Annotated in this window: 17 protein-coding genes and 1 tRNA gene; 13 read left to right on the forward strand and 5 right to left on the reverse strand. The window is 59.0% G+C overall.

The window, feature by feature from the left end; translation table 11 throughout:
* Position 1 precedes the first annotated feature (1 nt).
* Together M5B99_RS14745 and pilB are read right to left on the reverse strand one after the other, a co-directional pair.
* On the reverse strand, positions 2 to 1,222 hold the full coding sequence (locus M5B99_RS14745) for a type II secretion system F family protein (protein WP_248804688.1): 1,221 nt from the start codon (positions 1,220 to 1,222) through the stop codon (positions 2 to 4).
* Positions 1,223 to 1,225: 3 nt separating this feature from the next.
* Entirely contained in the window at positions 1,226 to 2,926 is a 1,701-nt protein-coding gene (gene pilB, locus M5B99_RS14750) for a type IV-A pilus assembly ATPase PilB (RefSeq protein ID WP_248804690.1), read from the reverse strand.
* Positions 2,927 to 3,152: 226 nt separating this feature from the next.
* Here pilB and M5B99_RS14755 point away from each other — a divergent pair, with 226 nt between their 5' ends.
* From M5B99_RS14755 to M5B99_RS14790, 9 genes are all read left to right on the forward strand, one after another.
* Positions 3,153 to 3,575, forward strand: coding sequence for a pilin (locus tag M5B99_RS14755; RefSeq protein WP_248804691.1), 423 nt, complete (start codon positions 3,153 to 3,155; stop codon positions 3,573 to 3,575).
* 122 nt (positions 3,576 to 3,697) lie between these two features.
* Complete coding sequence (locus tag M5B99_RS14760; RefSeq protein WP_412548736.1) at positions 3,698 to 5,065, forward strand: O-antigen ligase family protein; 1,368 nt, start codon at positions 3,698 to 3,700, stop codon at positions 5,063 to 5,065.
* 39 nt (positions 5,066 to 5,104) lie between these two features.
* A tRNA-Thr gene (locus tag M5B99_RS14765) sits at positions 5,105 to 5,180 on the forward strand.
* A 98-nt stretch (positions 5,181 to 5,278) separates the two neighbouring features.
* Positions 5,279 to 5,599 carry a zeta toxin family protein gene (locus M5B99_RS30260; protein ID WP_412548735.1) on the forward strand — a complete coding sequence of 107 codons (321 nt, stop codon included), beginning with the start codon at positions 5,279 to 5,281 and terminating at the stop codon, positions 5,597 to 5,599.
* A 23-nt stretch (positions 5,600 to 5,622) separates the two neighbouring features.
* Positions 5,623 to 6,636, forward strand: coding sequence for an IS110 family transposase (locus tag M5B99_RS14770; protein ID WP_248804694.1), 1,014 nt, complete (start codon positions 5,623 to 5,625; stop codon positions 6,634 to 6,636).
* Between the two features lie 403 nt (positions 6,637 to 7,039).
* Positions 7,040 to 7,522: a zeta toxin family protein gene (locus M5B99_RS14775; protein ID WP_248804695.1), complete on the forward strand. Its 483-nt coding sequence runs from the start codon at positions 7,040 to 7,042 to the stop codon at positions 7,520 to 7,522.
* Positions 7,523 to 7,526: 4 nt separating this feature from the next.
* Positions 7,527 to 7,706, forward strand: coding sequence for a hypothetical protein (locus M5B99_RS14780; RefSeq protein ID WP_248804699.1), 180 nt, complete (start codon positions 7,527 to 7,529; stop codon positions 7,704 to 7,706).
* A 165-nt stretch (positions 7,707 to 7,871) separates the two neighbouring features.
* Positions 7,872 to 9,368 (forward strand): DNA-3-methyladenine glycosylase 2, encoded by a 1,497-nt coding sequence (locus M5B99_RS14785; RefSeq protein ID WP_248804703.1) that lies wholly within the window; start codon positions 7,872 to 7,874, stop codon positions 9,366 to 9,368.
* Positions 9,365 to 9,862 carry a methylated-DNA--[protein]-cysteine S-methyltransferase gene (locus M5B99_RS14790; RefSeq protein WP_248804711.1) on the forward strand — a complete coding sequence of 166 codons (498 nt, stop codon included), beginning with the start codon at positions 9,365 to 9,367 and terminating at the stop codon, positions 9,860 to 9,862. The genes M5B99_RS14785 and M5B99_RS14790 overlap by 4 nt, the downstream gene beginning before the upstream one ends.
* 8 nt (positions 9,863 to 9,870) lie before the next feature.
* Here the strand turns inward: M5B99_RS14790 and nadC are convergent, their stop codons facing one another.
* Entirely contained in the window at positions 9,871 to 10,719 is an 849-nt protein-coding gene (gene nadC / locus M5B99_RS14795) for a carboxylating nicotinate-nucleotide diphosphorylase (RefSeq protein ID WP_248804717.1), read from the reverse strand.
* A 372-nt stretch (positions 10,720 to 11,091) separates the two neighbouring features.
* On the opposite strand from nadC, the gene M5B99_RS14800 reads away from it, so the two are divergent.
* From M5B99_RS14800 to M5B99_RS30265, 4 genes are all read left to right on the forward strand, one after another.
* On the forward strand, positions 11,092 to 13,299 hold the full coding sequence (locus tag M5B99_RS14800; protein ID WP_248804722.1) for a DUF1631 domain-containing protein: 2,208 nt from the start codon (positions 11,092 to 11,094) through the stop codon (positions 13,297 to 13,299).
* A gap of 128 nt (positions 13,300 to 13,427) precedes the next feature.
* Positions 13,428 to 13,991: a 1,6-anhydro-N-acetylmuramyl-L-alanine amidase AmpD gene (gene ampD / locus M5B99_RS14805; RefSeq protein ID WP_248804729.1), complete on the forward strand. Its 564-nt coding sequence runs from the start codon at positions 13,428 to 13,430 to the stop codon at positions 13,989 to 13,991.
* Positions 13,988 to 14,824: a regulatory signaling modulator protein AmpE gene (ampE, locus tag M5B99_RS14810; protein ID WP_248804731.1), complete on the forward strand. Its 837-nt coding sequence runs from the start codon at positions 13,988 to 13,990 to the stop codon at positions 14,822 to 14,824. The genes ampD and ampE overlap by 4 nt, the downstream gene beginning before the upstream one ends.
* Before the next feature lie 1,708 nt (positions 14,825 to 16,532).
* On the forward strand, positions 16,533 to 17,237 hold the full coding sequence (locus tag M5B99_RS30265) for a methyl-accepting chemotaxis protein (protein ID WP_412548737.1): 705 nt from the start codon (positions 16,533 to 16,535) through the stop codon (positions 17,235 to 17,237).
* Between the two features lie 260 nt (positions 17,238 to 17,497).
* Here the strand turns inward: M5B99_RS30265 and M5B99_RS14820 are convergent, their stop codons facing one another.
* On the reverse strand, positions 17,498 to 18,289 hold the full coding sequence (locus M5B99_RS14820) for a TatD family hydrolase (protein WP_248804735.1): 792 nt from the start codon (positions 18,287 to 18,289) through the stop codon (positions 17,498 to 17,500).
* 2 nt (positions 18,290 to 18,291) lie between these two features.
* Complete coding sequence (cra, locus tag M5B99_RS14825; protein WP_248804737.1) at positions 18,292 to 19,287, reverse strand: catabolite repressor/activator; 996 nt, start codon at positions 19,285 to 19,287, stop codon at positions 18,292 to 18,294.
* Positions 19,288 to 19,372 lie beyond the last annotated feature (85 nt).

Here is a 19,372-nt window from a genome sequence, read left to right on the forward strand (position 1 = left end):
GTTAAACCACTTGGCCAAGCTTGAAGATGGGCAGGTACATGGCGATCACCAAACCGCCGACAACGACGCCGAGCACGGCCATGATGATAGGTTCCATCAGGCTGGTAAGGCTGTCGACCATATTATCGACTTCGCCTTCGTAGTAGGTCGCGACCTTGTCGAGCATATCGTCCAGAGCGCCGGACTCCTCGCCGATTGCGGTCATCTGAATGGCCATGGTGGGGAAGACGCCGGTAGCGCGCATGGAGAAGTTGAGCTGCATCCCGGTGGAGACGTCCTGCTTGATACGGTTGACGGCATTTTTGAAGACGATATTGCCTGTGGCGCCAGCGACGGAATCAAGAGCTTCGACTAGCGGCACACCGGCAGCGAAGGTAGTGGAGAGAGTGCGGGCATAGCGGGCTACGGCGGACTTGTAGAGCAGAGCGCCGATGATGGGGAGTTTTAAGACGGCGCGGTCAAGCCAGTTGCGGAAATGTTCGGAGTTTTTATGCGCGTACTTGAATCCGAAAATGGCAGCAATGAATGCCCCTATAAATATAAGCCACCAGTCTTGCAGTATCTGGGAAATGCCAATCACCATCAGTGTGAAGGCCGGCAGTTGTGCTCCGAAACTTGAGAAGATGGTCTGGAATTGAGGGACAACCTTGATCAATAGTATCGAGGAAACAATTATTGCTACCACAACTACTGCAATGGGGTAGTTCATGGCTTTTTTGATTTTAGCCTTCAGTGCTTCAGTTTTTTCTTTATAGGTTGCTACACGTTCCAACAGGGCTTCCAGAGCACCGGCCTGTTCCCCTGCATCCACCAAGTTGCAATAAAGATCGTCGAAGTACTCGGGTTTTTTGCGCAGGGATGTGGCGAAACTGTTACCAGCGGCGACCTCCTGCTTGATGTCATCCACCAGCTTGCGCATGTTCGGGTTATCGAATCCTTCGCCTATGATGTCGAAGGATTGCAGCAGCGGCACGCCGGCCTTCATCATGGTTGCCATCTGGCGGGTGAACAGGGCTATATCTAGCGGTTTGATGCGTTTGCCCTTGCTGAAAATCGAACTGGTCTTTCTGCGCACTTTGCCGGGATTGATACCTTGTTTACGTAACTGAGCCTTGATCAGTGCAGGGTTGTGACCGCTCAGTTCACCGGTCATCTTGGCACCTCTTTTGTCGGTGCCCTCCCAGGAGTAAACGCTGACCTTGACTGCTGCTTTGGTTGCCATTGTTTAGTCCTTGGTGACTCGGTTGACTTCTTCCAGGCTGGTTACGCCTTGCATGGCTTTTATCAAACCAGAAGTGCGCAGGTCATTGAAGCCGTCTTTGCGCATTTGCGCGGCGATTTCCAATGAATTGCCCTCGGCCATGATCAAGTGTTGCAGGTCGGGGGTGTTTTTCACCACCTCATAGATCCCGAGGCGACCTTTATAGCCGCCGTTGCATTGCTCGCAGCCAACCGGCTCATAAATCTTGAAGGTGCCAATGCGTTCTTGTGGAAAACCTTCCTTGAGCAGGGCTTCTTCGGGGATCTCGATTTCTTTCTTGCAGTGGCTGCACAGCTTGCGGGCCAGACGCTGGGCGATGATCAGGTTTACCGACGTCGCGATGTTGAAACCGGCGATGCCCATATTCTGTAGTCGGGTCAGGGTTTCAGCGGCACTATTGGTGTGCAGGGTGGAGAGGACCATGTGGCCGGTCTGGGCCGCCTTGATGGCGATCTCGGCGGTTTCCAGATCGCGGATCTCACCGACCATGATCACATCCGGGTCTTGCCGCAGGAAGGAACGAAGTGCTTGGGCAAAGTCCAACCCTTGCTTGGGGTTGACGTTGACTTGGTTGATGCCTTCCATGTTGATTTCCACCGGGTCTTCAGCGGTGGAGATGTTGATATCCACGGTGTTGAGGATATTCAGGCCGGTGTAGAGCGAAACGGTTTTACCCGAGCCGGTTGGGCCGGTGACCAGGATCATCCCCTGCGGCTGCTTCAGCGCCGCCATATAGAGGGCTTTCTGATCCGGTTCGTAGCCCAGCGCGTCGATGCCCATTTGTGCGCTGGAGGGGTCGAGAATCCGCATTACGATCTTTTCGCCCCACAGCGTCGGCAAGGTGTTGACCCGGAAGTCGATGGCCTTAGTCTTCGATATGCGCATTTTGATCCGGCCGTCCTGGGGCTTGCGACGTTCTGAAATATCCAGGTTCGCCATGACCTTCAGGCGGGCGGCGATACGGCTGGCGAGATGAATAGGCGGTTTGGCGACTTCACGTAGGATGCCGTCGGTACGTAGGCGAACCCGATAAGTCTTTTCATAGGGCTCGAAGTGCAAGTCTGAGGAGCCGCCCTTGATGGCATCCAGAAGCATCTTATTGACGAAGCGCACCACGGGGGCATCGTCGGCGTCCTGGCCGGCAATCTGCTCCTGCTTCTTGTCGTCAACCGATTCGATATCCAAGCCTTCGAGGTCGACGTCGCCCATTTCATCAAAACCGCTGGAGTTGCTGTCGAAAAATTTGTCGATAGCGTCGCTGAGTTTGTCGTCCTCGACCAGAATCGCCTCGGTGGTGAGGCCGGTACTGAATTGAATATCGGTAATAGCCTGGTGATTGCTTGGGTCGGAAATGCCGACGAACAGCTTGTTGCCGCGTCGCCATAGCGGTAGCACATGGTGCTGGCGGATCAGCTTTTCGCTGACCAGACCTTTGGGTTGGCTTTCTTTGTCCAGGCAGCTCAGGTCGAGCAGGGCTACGCCGAAGTGTTCAGAGGCAATTTCGGCCACTTGTCGACTTTTGAGCAGCTTGTTCTGGACGAGATAGCTGACGAGGGAAACCCGATTGCGTTGGGCTTGCTGATATGCCTGCTGAGCATTTTTGTCGGTGAGTAACTCGGCTGCTACCAGTTGCTTGGCCAGGCCGGAAAGGGCGATATCATTCATTAGAGCACCAAACACAAACAGTTGGACTCTTATAGCGTAGTCGGGCGATGCATGCCAAATTCAGGACGTTATGGTGACAAAAAATGTCAGGTTGTGTTGCTTCAGAGCATCGTCATTGAGTTCGGAGTGCTGATGATGCAGCGAAATCGGAGGACGAGGCAGTGGCACGGACTATGCTAGCTATTTATCAGGTTGCGAAAATTCCCCTCATGCTTGGAGACGCTATATGAACACTCAAAAGGGTTTTACGCTGATAGAATTAATGATAGTGGTTGCTATTATCGGTATTTTGGCTGCTGTGGCATTGCCTGCTTATCAGGACTATACAACTCGTGCAAAAGTGAGTGAAGTTATTGTTATGGCGGACCCTGCTAAAGTGGCCGTATCTGAAACGGCCGCATCGCTCGGTGGTTTGAGTAAGGTAACTTCAGCTAACAGTGGCTATGTGTTTCCAGGGGCTACTGCTCAAGTTTCTGGTGTGACTATTAAAGATACAACTGGAGAAGTTACCGTAACTTCTGTTGTGACGGGAGCTACGGGTACGCTTGTATTTAAGCCAACGGATATTTCCGGTGGGCAGCTTACTTGGACATGTTCGGGTACTGGTAGCACAATTGATTCAAAGTTTCTCCCTGCGGCATGCCGTTGAGAGTGCTCTGAGTACCTGTTAATTAAGGCGCCGTGAGGTGCCTTTTTTAATGTGGGTTTTTGTGGGTGGTTGACGGTTTATTGGTGTAGAAAGTTGTTTGAGGGTTTGGAGGAGGGCGGTTTATTTTTTATTATGCGCTTTTCATTTTCTTCTCTGCTATCCCGTTACTAGGTAGTCATGACGCTCAGCGTAGTGTTCAAGTGGTGATTGCTTTTGGTGCGCTATTTTTCTTATGGGGTAAATCTGAGTTTCACGCGTTTTTTGATCGATATACGTTGTGTGTGGGTGTCTTGATTTTCATTCAAGCAATATTCTCCTCATTAGAGGCGCATCAGCCAGAATGGGCCTTTGTTGAGGTCGCTTTAGTGGTTTCTTCAGTTTTGATGGTGTCTGTATTTTCTGGTGCGCGTTCTGAGGACGGTGGTAATAGAAAGGTTATTGTTTTTCTGATTTTTCTGTGCTCATTGAAAAGTGTTCAATTTTTATCTATCGCATTTACTGCCTTTACGAGCGGAGCTTCAGCTATAGACGCGGATCGCTTGATAACTGGCTTCTCCAACAAGCGCTTCTACGGCCAATTCCAGACCTTCACCCTGCCGCTTTTAGCGCTCCCTCTTCTGCTGTCTACTACCAAACGCTCCACCCAAGTCTGGGTCTTCTCACTCCTGAGTCTCTGGTGGCTGATCGCAGTAACGGGTGGCACTCGCGGCACCTGGCTGGGTATGGGCGTAGCTGCCTGCGTGCTCTTCATCTGCGGTCACTCCGGCAAACGATGGATCACCTGGCAACTGCCCGCCGTCGTGGTGGGCGTGACACTTTACTGGCTGTTGTTCAGCGTTCTCACTGGCTACCTCGGCATAGAAGTGAGCAACTTCGCCAGTGATCGACTGACCACCTCCTTGTCAGGTCGAGGCCCTATCTGGCAACAAGCCTGGGACATGATCCGCGAACGCCCCTGGCTCGGCTTCGGCCCCATGCATTTCGCCGATATCCACAACCCCGTCGCCGCCCACCCGCATCAAGCCATCCTGCAATGGGCCAGCGAGTGGGGCATCCCTTCCACCTTGCTGGTCATGTGGCTAGTCGGACGCGGTTTGTGGGCAACCTTCCGCCTGATCCGCGAGCGCTCGACTTCCGACGACCCGACCGATCTGCTGCGCCTGTGCCTGTTCGCCAGCCTGATCGGCGCCCTGACCCAGTCCATGGTCGACGGGGTGATCGTGATGCCGTACTCCCAGCTCTGGCTGTCGCTGGTGGTCGGCTGGCTGATGGCGCTGCATGTCTGGAAGGGCGAGCCGGCCAAGCCCAATGCCTTTATCCATTGGTCGTGGATGGGCATCAGCACTGCCGCCGTGCTGTTCCTGGTCTATGTAGTGATCCGCGACGTTCCCCATCTGGACGAGCGCAACAAACTCTACCAGCAGCAATACGGCGGCCATTTCCAGCCGCGCTTCTGGACCCAGGGCGTGATCGCGATCAAGCCCGACTAGCTTGCCCGCTCCGGAATCGGATGCTAGCTTTAGCGCCACGCCGGTGTAGCTCAGTCGGTAGAGCAGCGCACTCGTAACGCGAAGGTCGTAGGTTCGATTCCTATCTCCGGCACCACATCAAGTTATCCGCTCGTTTCAGCCCACCCCAAGAATCTCCGCCGATCCATGGATGCTGCTGGTCTAAAGGAGCGGAATGCAAGGAATGGACTTTTTATGACACCGGAGGAGTCCGCTATCGAGCAGGCGGCTTTTGAGTTCGCACGGACGAACCGCGCCGCCCTTGCCAGGAAAATCGCGGATATAGCGGTGTTTCCCAGTGAGGCCTCTCCATTTACCGTTTTCATGGCAGGATCGCCTGGAGCAGGAAAAACAGAAGTAGCCAAGGCGATAGCCGAAACCCTTGAGTCGTCAAATGGTTATGCTCCTCCACGACGAGTCTTGCGCATTGATCCCGACGATTTCAGAAATCTGAGAATCATCTGGCCGGCCTCCCCACCTCACGGAGGTGGCGCAAAATTCAAGGTGCGAACTTAGTCTTTTGCTGTGAGGAGGCCGTGATGAAATTCTGTGGCATAGACCTGCATTCGAACAATAGTGTTGTGGTGGTAACCGACGAAATGGACCGGGTGCTGGTCAGTCGACGGTGCCCCAATGAGCTGACGCCAATCCTCTCGCTACTCGAGCCTCATCGTGCCGAACTGGTCGGTGTCGTGGTTGAGTCGACGTACAACTGGTACTGGTTGGTCGATGGCCTCAAGGCGGCGGGCTTCGAGGTTAAACTGGCGAACCCCGTGGCGATGAAACGCTACGACGGTTTAAAGCATTCCGACGACAAGGATGATGCGGCTTTCCTGGCACATTTGCTGCGGCTCGGGATTTTGCCAACGGGGTACATCCACCCGCCGCAAGAACGAGCGCTACGAGATTTGGCGCGTAAACGCATTCAGTTGGTACGCAGTCGGACTCAGCACATTCTGGCCGTCGAAAACATCATGGCGCGTCAGTTTGGCCACCGGTTGAGCTGCAATGACGTCAAAGGGCTGTCAGCCACATCCGTGGACAGGCTAGGCCTGTCAACGGATGTGGCGCTGGCGATGAAAGCCAATGTTGCCATCATCCAGGCGGTGCAGGCTCAAATTGATTTTCTTGAGGACCGATTGCTGCAGGAAGCCAGTCTGCGCCCAGAGTTTTCCTTATTGAAAACGATGCCCGGGATTGGCGAAGTTCTGGCTACGGTGATCATGCTGGAAACGGGAGATATTGAGCGCTTTGCCGACGTCGGCAACTTCGCTTCTTATGCCCGATGTGTAAAGAGCGCGCATTACTCCAACGGCAAGAAAAAGGGCGAAGGTAACACCAAGAACGGCAATGCTTACTTGATCTGGGCCTTTATCGAAGCGGCGAATTTCGCTCGGCGTTTCAGTGATGATGCCAAACGCTTTTTCGAGAAAAAGAAAGCCAAGACCAATGCTGTGGTCGCCACGAAAGCGCTGGCTCACAAGCTGGCTCGGGCGAGTTACCACATTCTGAAGGAGAAACAGCCTTTCGATGCTAAACGCTGTTTCGCCTGAGGAGCGGATTAAGGTGATGGCCGGCCAACCAAAAAGGGACTGGGCGCGAACCATGAAATCTGAGTGGCGTCCGGCTGTCACCGCCTGAGTGTGTTGTAACCGGGTCGTCTGCCAAGTGAGCCCGCTGGGACTGGACGTGCTTTGCACGAGCCACAGTTCTGTGACACGTTTTGGACACAATGGCGGCACCAACGTTTCTCTGGGGCAGTTCTCTGCCAGGGCGGTGCATGCAATACCGCTACCGCTTGATCCACATGGGTGTCAGGCACGACTCGGTCGTAGCCAATGACGAGGAAACGGATTCGACGGGTTCAACCAGACAGGTCGAGAAAGAGGGAAAACTCTGCAGTTAAAAACTGCAGAGCGAGTTGGCTTTTAGCCTTGACTCGAGACCGGCTAATGGGTGGTCCCTGGGTATGAAGGTCGCAATTCCTATCTGTTTCAGCGGGCTGTTACCAAAATCCTGGAAAAAGTCCTGGATCGCGCTTTTGAAAAGCGCCTTTCGTTTATCCTGGATGGAACAATGGCCAATTTCGAAGTGGCGCGCCGTAACATTGATCGAGTCTTGGGGAGCCAAAGAAACGCCCAGATCATGTACGTCTACCAACGACCCGAGCTTGCCTGGCAATTCGTGCAGGCCAGGGAAATCACTGAAGGTAGGAATATCCCTTTGTTGGAATTTTCCAGGCAGTTTGTCGCCGCACGCAGCAATATTGTCGAGCTCAAGCGCTTGTATGGTGACCGGATACAGGTAAAACTTCTCATCAAGGACATCGATTTCGCCGGCCGTGTGGTAGAGATCGATGCGGATAGCTCCACGATTGACGCCCTGATCCCTGAAACCTATGATCAGGCCGAGCTTGTTGAACGTTTAACCGAGGTATGACGTCATGACTACAGCAAAGACTGGTGAGCTCAGTGTTTTGGCTGATTTTTTTTCCAATGCCAGTGCGCAAACCAAGCGGGATGTATTCAATGTGGTGATCAGCAAGGCTATTGCCGCACAGCGGGATGTCTTGCAGAAAGCGGAGGCAATCAAAGCTGCTCGGTCCGTGGACGCGAAAGCTTGAGACTGAGTCGCGTCTTTAGTCAAAACCCAGCCCATGCCGTGGGTTTGAATGCTTGGCGTTTCATCCTCGACGTTTGAATCCTGATCTGTGTTGATGATGAGTTTTCGATTCATCCACGTCCGAAAATGGCGAGAACAGCCCCATCACCGGTGCTAGTCTCTGCCCATGAACACGACCATTGCTTCCACATTCCCCTCGGCCGATATCTGCGAAAAGGCCCGCCTGAGCCGCGACGCGCGCTTCGACGGGGTCTTTTTCACGGCGGTCCTCAGCACCCGGATCTACTGCCGTCCCGTCTGCCCGGCGCGTCCGCCCAAGGTCGAGAATGTGCAGTATTACCCCAGTGCCGCCGCTGCCGAGGCCCTGGGTTTTCGACCCTGCCTGCGCTGCCGCCCAGAACTGGCGCCGGGCAACACGATCTGGCTGCATGGCGAACATCTGGTCGGCCGTGGCCTGAAGCTGATCCATGAAGGTTTTCTCGCCGAACAGTCCCTCGACGACTTGGCTGCCCGACTTGATGTCGGCGCCCGGCAATTGCGTCGCCTGTTCGTCAAACACCTTGGCGCTCCGCCCATCGCGGTCCATGCCACCCAGCGCCTGTTGTTCGCCAAGCAACTGCTGACCGAAACCGCGCTGCCGATCACCGAAGTGGCGCTGGCCTCGGGCTTCCAGAGTCTGCGTCGCTTCAACTCGGCCTTTGCCGAAGCCAACCATGCACCGCCCCGGGATTTTCGCCGCAAGCCATTGGCCAATGCCAACAGCGCGCTGGTCCTGCGCCTGGGCTATCGACCTCCCTACGATTTCAAGGCTGTGTTGGGGTTTCTCGCCAGTCGTGCCTTGCCGGGTATCGAAGTGGTCGACGAGCAAGGCTATCGGCGAGTCTTTGGTAACCGCGAATCGCCCAGTTGGCTGCAGGTCAGCGCCTGGCCCGATGGCGGTCATGCCTTGAAGCTGGAGCTGTTCAATGTCCCGCCCGGGCAGATGCTGCCGGTGGTCACGCGAATTCGCCGGATGTTTGACCTGGACGCCGACCCCCAGTCCATCGCCGCTACCCTGGGTTCGAGCCCGGTGCTGGCGCCACTGGTTGAGCGCTATCCTGGGCAGCGTCTGCCAGGCGGCTGGGATGGTTTCGAGATTTCGGTGCGGGCAGTGTTGGGGCAGCAGGTCAGTGTGGCGGCGGCACGTACCCTGGCATCGCGACTGCTGACCCGCTTCGGCACTGTCCTTGAGGCACCGCCGGCACCGGGCCTGGATCGCTTGTTTCCGTCTCCAGAACAGATGGTCGACGCGGACCTGGGCTCAATCGGCGTTATCAGGACACGCACCGCCACCATTCAAGGCATCGCCCAAGCCTTGCTGGACGGTCGGGTGAGTTTTCGTACAGAGCAACGTCTCAATGATTTCGTCAAAAGCTGGGTCGCCTTACCGGGTATTGGCGAATGGACCGCGCACTACATCGCCATGCGTGCGCTCAATCATCCAGATGCTTTCCCGGCGGCGGACCTGATCCTGCGTCGCGAAGTGGTCAGGGATGTTCCGCCCTTGAGTACCAAGGCATTGGAACTGCTCGCCGAAGACTGGCGGCCGTGGCGCGCCTATACGGTGATGTACCTGTGGCGCGGGGCGAGTGAGGCAGAATCGATACGCAGGAGTCAAAAATGACAGCAAACCCGATTTACTACGACATCATCCCTTCGCCCATCGGCCCCATGATGCTGCTGGCCGACGACGACGGGCTGCGCGAACTGCGCTTCGAGCTGGACTATCGGCCACAGACGCCATTGGACAGTTGGGTGCATGCGCCGGACAAACTGGCGCAGGTTCGTACGCAACTGGAGGAGTACTTTGCCGGCGAGCGTGTCGAGTTCGACCTGAAGCTCAATATGCAGGGGACGGATTTCCAGAAAGACGTCTGGCAAGCCCTGGTGACCATTCCTTATGGCGTGACCACCAGCTATGGCGAAATTTCCCGGCAGATCAATCGACCCAAGGCTTCACGGGCGGTCGGGGCCGCCAATGGACGCAATCCGGTGCCGGTGATCGTGCCCTGTCATCGGGTGATCGGCAGCAACGGCAGCCTGACCGGGTTTGGCGGCGGGTTGGCGGCCAAGCAATGGTTGCTGGAGCTTGAGTCGCGGCGCTTTTCGTTGCGTTGAGCCTCTTCTCAGAGGCTCAAACGCATCGACAGATCCACCGCCTTCACATCCTTGGTCATCGCACCAATCGAAATGTAGTCGACACCGGTCTCGGCAATCGGTCGCAGGGTGCTTTCATTGATCCCGCCGCTGGCTTCCAACTTGGCCTTGCCGGCATTCAGGCGCACCGCTTCGCGCATGTCGTCCAGGCTCAACTCATCGAGCATGATGATGTCCGCCCCCGCCGCCAGCGCCTCCTTGAGCTCGTCCAGGCTCTCCACCTCGATCTCCACCGGCTTGCCCGGGGCGATCTTGTGCGCCGCGCTGATCGCCTGGGCGATCCCGCCGCACGCGGCGATATGGTTTTCCTTGATCAGGAACGCATCGTACAAGCCAATCCGATGGTTATGACAACCGCCGCAGGTCACCGCGTATTTCTGCGCCAGGCGCAGGCCCGGCAAGGTCTTGCGGGTATCCAGCAGCTTGACCGCGGTATCGGCGACCTGGTCGGCGTAATAACGCGCATGGGTCGCGACCCCGGACAACAACTGGAGGAAATTCAGGGCGCAACGTTCGCCGCTGAGCAACGAGCGTGCCGGGCCTTCCAGGTGGAACAGCGGCTGGTTCGGCTGTACCCGGTCGCCGTCGCGCACCTGCCAATGCACGGCCACCCGTGGGTCGAGCTGGCGGAACACCGCATCGACCCAGGCCGTACCGGCGATGGTCGCCGCGTCGCGGGTAATGATGGTGGCCTTGGCCAGGCGCTCGGCGGGGATCAGCTGGGCGGTGATGTCGCCACTGCCGATGTCTTCGAGCAACGCGCGGCGCACGTTGGCTTCGATTTCGGCGGTCAGGTCGGCGAGGCGTAGATTCGGCATAACGGACTCCACAAACAAAGTGCCTTGATTATAGGGGCAGGGCGCCGCCCAACCCAAGGCGCCTGGTCGATACCGGCATCCCGATCCTGGCCTTTGGTCGCTTGCCGCGAGCGTTTTTGTCCGATCGACGGTCTATTTTCATAGCGATATGAAAAGGACTGGCCGAGACACTAGTAAAAGTGACATCTTTTACAAGATAATCTGCCTTGTAATTGACGTCATAGCTTTGACGTCTCTGTTATTCCCCGATTATCGATAGCCGGTCAGCGCCTGGGGTGTTCGCCGAGAAGCGGTCGTGAGGCATGCTGCTCACTCCCCGCACACACCGATCTTTCACCCGAACTGACAGAACCGCTGCGGCAGGAGGCTTTGATGCACAATGACGGGAAGGTCGTGCCTTTGCACAAGGCAGCCGACGATCAGGCGACGCCGTCGCCGCTGGCCCGTTTGCCCGTGGTTCTCGTCCAGGTCCGTGACAAGGCCGCGTTGCAGCTCAAGCAAGGCCTGCAGGCGTTGTTCGATAACGCCGACGACACCTTGTTCGAAATGGCCGACAAGGCCCAGAACAATGTCGACCAGAACACTTTTTTCGAAGCCATGCGCGACCTGCGCCTCAAGCGCAAAAGTATCGTACGTGGTTTTCTTGAGCGTTTTTTCGAAGCCTTTGACGGTCTTGGCCAGTACGACACCAGTGAGCCGACGCTGTCCTCGGCGGTGTCCTACGAAGCCCTGGCGCTGGTGTCCAACGATGAGCTGGAACGCACCGTGGCCCTTGATGCCATGGTCGCCAAGGTCCTCAGCCGCGACAGTTTCGCCCTCGGGCAACTCAGCACCCGCCTCAATGCGCTGATCACCCGGCGTGTCGACGATGCCAGCAATCCCATGGGCCCGGCGATGCTCTGTGAGTACTTCCTCGAGGCCGGGCGCAACCTCGGGGTGGAGATCAAGGTCAAGCTGATCATTCTCAAGCTGTTCGAGAAATACGTTCTGCGCGACGCCGACCAGTTGTACGCCGAGGCCAATCAGTTGCTGATCGCCACTGGGGTACTGCCGGAGCTCAAGGCCGCCCCGGCGCGCCGCGCCAGTGATCGCGCGGCGGCCAGCGCCCACGCTCGTCAGGCGCCGACCGCCAGCGCCAAGCCCCTGGATGAAAGCGTGCAGGAGGTGTTCGCCGCCTTGCAGGAACTCCTGCTGCATGTGCGTGGCAGCGTGGCGCCCAAGCTCGAGGCCGGCTCCGAGGTCCAGCCGATTTCCACCAATGACTTGCTGCGCCTGCTCTCGCATCTGCAGCAATATGTGCCGGAGCCCAGCTCGGCGGAAGACTTCGACCTGCGCAATCAGCTGGAACAGTTGTTGACCCGGGTCAGCGTGAAAAGCGGCAAGTCCCGGGTGGTCGGGGGCATGGACGAGGATGTGATCAACCTGGTCGCCATGCTCTTCGAATTTATCCTTGATGACCGTGTCCTGCCGGATTCGCTGAAGGCGCTGATCGGTCGCTTGCAGATCCCGATTTTGAAAGTGGCGGTCCTGGACAAGAGCTTCTTCAGTCGTGGCAGCCATCCGGCCCGCCGCCTGCTGAATGAAATAGCCTCCGCCGCCCTGGGCTGGGGGGCTCGTGACGACTATCAACGTGACGCCCTGTATGTGCGCATCGAGCAGATCGTGCAGCGCCTGTTGAATGATTTCGTCGACGATCCGGCGATCTTTGCCGAGCTGCTGGTGGAGTTCCTCGCCTTTACCAGCGACGAGCGCCGCCGCAGCGAATTGCTCGAACAGCGTACCCGCGATGCCGAAGAGGGCCGGGCCAAGGCCGAACAGGCGCGTCAGCGGGTCCAGGAAGTCTTGAACGAGCGGCTGTTGGGGCGGACCTTGCCCGAGGTGGTGGTGCGTCTGCTCCAGGAAGCCTGGAGCAAGGTGCTGTTGCTGACCTGGCTCAAGCAGGGCGAAGCGTCCGCCGAATGGCAGGCCGGCGTGCAGACCATGGACGACTTGATCTGGAGTGTCGAACCCCAGGACCCGGTGGATGCGCGCCTCAAGCTGCTGGAGCGGGTACCGGGGTTGCTCAAGTCGCTGCGCGATGGCCTGACCAGCGCGGCATTCGACCCCTTCGCCACCAGCGAGTTTTTCAGCCAGCTGGAAGGTCTGCATGTGCAGGTGCTCCAGCAGCTTGCCCGGCAGAGTGCCGAACCGGTGGTGAGCGCCAGGGCACCGGCGATGGTCGAGGTGGTGGAGGAGATTGTCCTCAGTGCGCCCCACGAGCCCCTGGCCGAAGACACCGCCTTCGAGTTACCGGCCGATGACGCCGCCCTGCTCTGGGTCCGGCAACTGCATATCGGCCAGTGGGTGGAAATCCGCGAGGACGCGGAGAACAGCCTGCGTTGCAAGCTGACGGCGATCATCGAGCCGGGCGGCAAGTACATTTTCGTCAATCGCACCGGCATGAAGGTGCTGGAACGAACGGCCCAGGCCCTGGCCGTGGAGTTCCGCCGTGGCGCGGTCCGGCTGCTCGACGACGCCTTGTTGTTCGACCGGGCGCTGGCGTCGGTCATCGGCAATCTGCGGCGGATGACGATGCGCTGAGTGCGCCTCGCTTGTCCCGGCGCGGGGCGTCGCTCAAGAAAATTTCCTGCATAAGCGTGGATTGCTGACCCATCCCCGTGTCTATCGCGGCATACTGAGCCTGTCGTTTTGTCTTCGAAGGAATCGGTATGCAGTTGGATCCCGCCAGCGGTTGGTGCCAGGACGTGCGTCACTGTCCGTCGCCCAACTTCAACCAGCGTCCGGCCGAGGAAATTTCCCTACTGGTGATCCACAACATCAGCCTGCCGCCTGGGCAGTTCGCGACGGGCAAGGTGCAGGAGTTCTTCCAGAACCGCCTGGATGTCACGGAACATTCCTACTTTGAAGGCATCGCCGACCTGCGCGTGTCGGCGCATTTCCTGATTGAACGTGACGGTGTCGTCACTCAGTTTGTCTCTTGTCTGGAGCGGGCCTGGCATGCCGGGATCTCGTCTTTCGAGGGGCGGGAAACCTGTAACGATTTTTCCCTGGGCATCGAGTTGGAAGGCACGGACGACCTGCCTTTCACCGAGGCGCAGTACGAGGCGCTGATCGGTTTGACCCGTCAGCTGCGGGCCGCTTACCCGGCCATTACCCCGCAACGGATTTGCGGCCATAGCGATATTGCCCCGGGCCGCAAGACCGATCCGGGACCGGCGTTCGACTGGGCGCGCTTTCGTGCCGCCGTGCTGGAAAAAGGAGAGTCACAATGAGTTTTCTGGTGTTGCTGCTGGCGGTCTGGATCGAAAAGTTCTCGGCCTTGCGCCAACGGGTCCAACGTGACGGCGCCTGGCTGCGGGAGCTGGCCCGGCTGGAAACCGCTCCACGGACAGCCGGGCACCCCTGGCTGGTGCTGGTTCTGCTGGTGCTGTTGCCGGTGGTCGTGCTTGCGCTGCTGCTGATGGCCTTGCAACCGCTGGCCTATGGTTTGCTGGCCTTGCCGGTGCACCTGTTGGTGGTGATTTACAGCCTGGGCCGTGGCGATCTGCTGGCGGCCCTCGGGCCGTTTCGTGATGCCTGGCGGCGTGGCGATGTACAGGCGGCGGTGCATGTGGCCAAGCGTGACCTCAATGTCTGCGCCGACAACGATGAGCAATTGCTGGAGCAGGTCCAGGGCTATCTGTTGTGGCAGGCCTACCAGAGTTTCTTCGTGGTGATTTTCTGGTATTTCCTGCTGGGGCCGGTGGCGGCGCTGAGTTATCGGCTGCTGGCGCTGGCGGCGGACCATGGCCAGAGCCCGGCGCTGGTGGAGCGCGCGACGTTGCTGCGGCACGCCTTCGACTGGTTGCCGGTGCGCTTGCTGGCGGCCAGCCTGGCGTTGGTCGGCAACTTTGTCGGGGTCAGCCGGGTGATGCTGCATGAGCTGCTCAATTGGGATATCACCGCGCGGCAGTTGGTGGAGAAAGTCGGTCGCGTCGCCGGGGAAGTCCCCGCGCCGGTAGTCGGTGCCGATGGCGTCACCAGCCTGGACAGCCTGTGGGAACTGCTGCTGCGGGCAGCGGTGCTCTGGTATGCCGGGTTTGCCCTGTGGACCGTGTTGATCTGATCCGGTTGGAGACACTGCCCTCACCAACAGCGCGGACCTTGTAGGAGCCCGGCTTGCCGGCGATGGCGTCCTTGGAAGCGATGCAAGGCTCAAGGGCCTCTTCGCGGGCAAGCTCCGCTCCCACAATGTCCGGGGCTGACCGAAGGTTTGCGGTGTGACTCGATTCTGTGGGCGCGGAGCTTGTCGGATCGCCGCACCGCCGCGAAGAGCCCCGTTCGGGCGCCGCCAAAGGCACTGTTGTCAGGCCGCCGGCTGTGCCGCCATTAACCTTAAGTTACAAAACTCCCTTTCAAATTACGTTATACAGGCAGTAGCTGCGGATACTGGCTTTGTGCCTCGCCGTGCCTGCCACTATAAAAATAATACGAAAGGGAGCATTCCAGTGAAGCGCTTGCTATATCCCGCCGTCGCCCTGATGAACCGCCTGAGCTTCGGCAAGAAGTTCAGTTTGATCAGCGTGCTGTTCTTCGTGCCGATGCTGGTGACCAACTTCTACCTGGTACGCGATTCCTATCGAGAATTCTCCGGTACCCAGATCGAGCTGCAAAGCCTCGACCTGCTGGGCAGCAGCCTGAGCCTGCGGCGCGACCTGGAAACCCTGAACAACCAGGTGCAGATCGATGCCGTCCTCGGTCAATCCGGCAAGGCGGGGGACCTGGAAGGCAAAATTCACACCCTTGAGCAGAGTGTTCTGGCCCGCCTGCAAGGTCTGGCGCCGGTGACGATCGACCCCGAGCAGGTCGATGCCTTCAATGCCAAACGCGATGAAATGATCGGCGCTTTCAAGGCCCAGCAGGCCGAAACCTCCCTGCAAAGCAAAAGCGCGCTGATTACCAAACTGCTGGCCAAGGCGCAGATTTTCAGCCAGATCATTGCCAGTCAATCGGGGCTCAGCCGTGATAACCAGAGCGATTTGCGGCAGTTGAGCGAACTGGTGACCAGCGTCACGCCGCAGGTGACCCAGATCCTCGGCGAAGGTCGCTCCATGGGCGCTTATTCCCTGGGGCAGGGCTTTCTCAATTCGGCGTCGAGCACGCGCTTCGATGAGTTGTTGCAGCAGATCGAGAAGTTGCAGGGCGAATACGCCCTGAAACTCCAGGATGCCCTGGGCAGCAGTAAAAATGCCCACGCCGCCCTGGATACACAGGCCGCCGGCAGCAAGGCGTCGCTGAAAAAAGGCAGCGAGCTGTTCGAAGAACAGGTGGTCATGGCCGAAACCCTCGATGCGCCCTGGCCGGCTTTCTACGATCAGGTCAGCGCCCTGATGGCGCAAACCTACCAGCTCAATGACGCAACCCTGGCCTATCTCGGCCAGGAGCTTGAACAGCGCCTGGGGCAAAATCGCCTGCACATGCTGTCACTGGTGGTCGCGCTGGCGGCGGTGTTTTTCTCCATCGTCTACCTGTACGGCGGCTTCTATGCCTCGACCCGGACCACCTTGCGGCGCCTGGGGGAAATGATGCACAAGGTCGCGGCCGGGGACATGACGGTCAATTTCGTTGCCCATAGCCGCGATGAACTGGGCGAACTGGGCGGCGTGTTCAATGGCACCGTGGCGAAGATCCATGACCTGATCGAGAGGGTCGGGCAGACCGTCAGTGAGGTCGAGCGCCAGGCCGGCCAGGTCGAATCGGTGTCGGCCCGCAGCAATCAGGCGGTGGCCGGGCAGCGCAGCCAGATCGAACAGGTGGCGACCGCGATGAATCAGATGTCGGCCACCGCCCAGGAGGTCGCCCGTAGCGCGGCAGCCGCGGTGAGCAGTGCCCATAGTGTCAACGGCGAAACCCTCAGTGGCCGCGGCCTGGTCGAGTCGCAACAGAACAGCATCGTGCAGTTGGCCGGCGAGATCGATCAGTCGGTGCAGGTGATCAATCAACTGGCCACCGACAGCCAGTCCATCAGCCGGGTGCTGGAAGTGATCAAGAGCATCGCCGAGCAGACCAACCTGCTGGCCCTCAACGCGGCCATCGAGGCGGCCCGGGCCGGCGAGCAGGGCCGCGGCTTCGCGGTGGTGGCCGACGAGGTGCGGACCCTGGCCAAGCGCACCCAACATTCGACCGGGGAAATCGAGCAGATGATCAGCCGGCTTCATGGCGGCGTGGGGGCGGCGGTGAAGGCCATGGGCATCAGCCATGGGATGGCGAACACTACCGTGAGCCAGTCGGAAAAGGTCCAGCAGGCGCTGGACAATATCCTCGGCGCGGTGGGTATGATCGTCGACCAGAACCAGCAGATCGCGGCCGCCGTCGAGCAGCAAACCGCCGTGGCGCATGATATTGACCAGAACATCGTCGAGATCAACCGCGCGGGTGAGCGTACGGCCGAGGGCGCGCACCAGACTGAAAGTGCCAGTCGTCTGCTCTCGGTGCAGGTGGTGGAACTCAAGCAATTGATCGGCGCGTTCAGGGTCTGAGGCGGGGGTTGGCGCAATGTCGTTCAGTTAAGGTCATGTGTCGCCGAGCACGGTCTTGTGGCGAGCGGGCTTGTCGGAACGCCGCACCGCCGCTCGGGGGCGCGAAGCGGCCCTGAAACCGGCGAGCTCGGTTTATCAGGCAGACCAAGAAAACCGGTTTTGCGACTGCTTCGCGGCCGGACGCGGGCAAGCCCGCTCGCCACAGGTCTCGCCAGGCTTGAGCTTGTTCTTCGCTGAAGGATATTGGGGCTTGCCAGCGCTTATGTCACTGTCGTCGGCCAGTTGAACAGCCCACAGGCATTGGCCGTGCTGGCGTTCGCCAGGGTTTCCGGGCTCACCCCCATCAGCCCGGCCAGCGCCGCACAGATCGCCGGCAAATGCTCGGGGCTGTTGCGCTGGCCGGCGAACATCACTGGCGCCATATCCGGTGAATCGGTCTCCAGCACCACGCTGTCCAGCGGCAGGTCGGCGATCACCTTGCTCAGGCGCAAGGCCTGCGGCCAGGTGCCGGCGCCGCCCAGGCCCAGCTTGAAACCCAGCTTGCAGTATTCCCGGGCCTCCTCGCGACTGCCGGCAAAGGCGTGGATGATGCCGCCACGGGCCGGGCGAAAGCGCTTGAGGGTGGCAATGGTCGCCGCGTGGCTTCTGCGCACATGCAGCAGCGCGGGCAGGGCAAAGTCCGCCGCGAGTTTTAGCTGGGCTTCGAACAGCACTTGCTGGCGTTCGCGATCCAGTTGCGGCAAAAAATAATCCAGGCCGAACTCGCCCACCGCGCACAGCCGCGGATGGCCGGCGCAACGGCTCAGCCAGTCGCCCAGTTCGCTGAGGTCGGCCGGGCGGTGCTCATCCAGATACACCGGATGCAAGCCGAACGCGGCGTGCAGCCGCGAGTCGCTTTGCACCAGATCCCAGAGCCGCTGCCAGTTTTTTTGATAAACCCCCAATACCACCATCCGCCCCACTCCCAGGGCACGGCTGCGTTCGAGGACCTCGTCGCGATCGGTATCGAAATCGGCAAAGTCGAGGTGGGTGTGGGTGTCGATCAACTCCACCTTCAGGCCTCGTGGATTCGCTGCTTGAAGGTCCGGGCGATGGCCTGGACGCCAGGTTGGTAGTTCTTTTCCTCGATGGCGGCCAGGGCCAGTTCCAGGGCTTTTTCGGCAATCAGTTGATGCTGTTGGGCCATGGCGTTGACCGGCAACGGCAGGAAGTCCAGCAGTTGGGTATCGCCGAAGGTGCCCAGGCGCAGCGCTTGAGATTTCAGCGGTTGATCGTGCAGGGCGTCGAACACGCCTTGCAGCAGCACGTAGGAAGTCGTGACCAGGGCATCCGGCAGATGGCCAAGACGCTTGATCAGACCTTCCATCAACTGACGCCCGCACTCGCGGCTGAACGCCTCGCCATGCTCGATCAGCACCTCGCCCTTGAAGCCGTGCAAGGCCTCCTGGAAGCCGGCCGCCCGTTGGCGACTGATGCTCAATTCGGCGCGGGCACCGATCAGGGCGATATGCCTTGGCAAAGGCCGCAGCAAGCTGCGGGTCAGTTGCAGGCTGGCCTGATGGTCATCGCTGACCACCGAACAGAAATGCGCCGGTTCCATTTCCCGGTCGATGGCGATCACTGGTGTGCCGCGTGCCTGCAGCAAGTGATAGCTGTCGTCATCGGCCGGCAGGCAACTGGCGACGAACAGCGCGTCGCAGCGCCGTGCGCGGAACAGTTGCAGCAGTTGCCGCTCGCTGTCTGGGGCGTCGTCGGAGCTGGCGATCAGCAACTGATAGCCACGGGCGCGAGCGCCTTGCTCCAGCAGTTTGGCGATGCGTGCGTAACTGGGGTTTTCCAGGTCCGGCAGGATGAAACCCAGGGTTCGCGTATTACGATTGCGCAGCCCGGCGGCCTGGGGGTTGGGTGTGAAGCCATGTTGCTCGACCACTGCCCGCACCCGTTCCACGGTGCTGTTGCTGATACGCTGTTGCTCGGCCTTGCCGTTGATCACGTAGCTGGCGGTGGTGACGGACACACCGGCCAACTGGGCGATATCACTGAGTTTCAAACGGGGAGTTCCTTATTTTGCTGCAGCGTTCATGTCTGCATTTTCGTTGATCGTATCCTATTCCGGCAGCCGACTGTGTGGGAGC

The sequence above is a fragment of the Pseudomonas sp. MWU13-2100 genome (assembly GCF_023242365.1).
In the GTDB taxonomy this organism is placed as follows: Bacteria; Pseudomonadota; Gammaproteobacteria; order Pseudomonadales; family Pseudomonadaceae; genus Aquipseudomonas.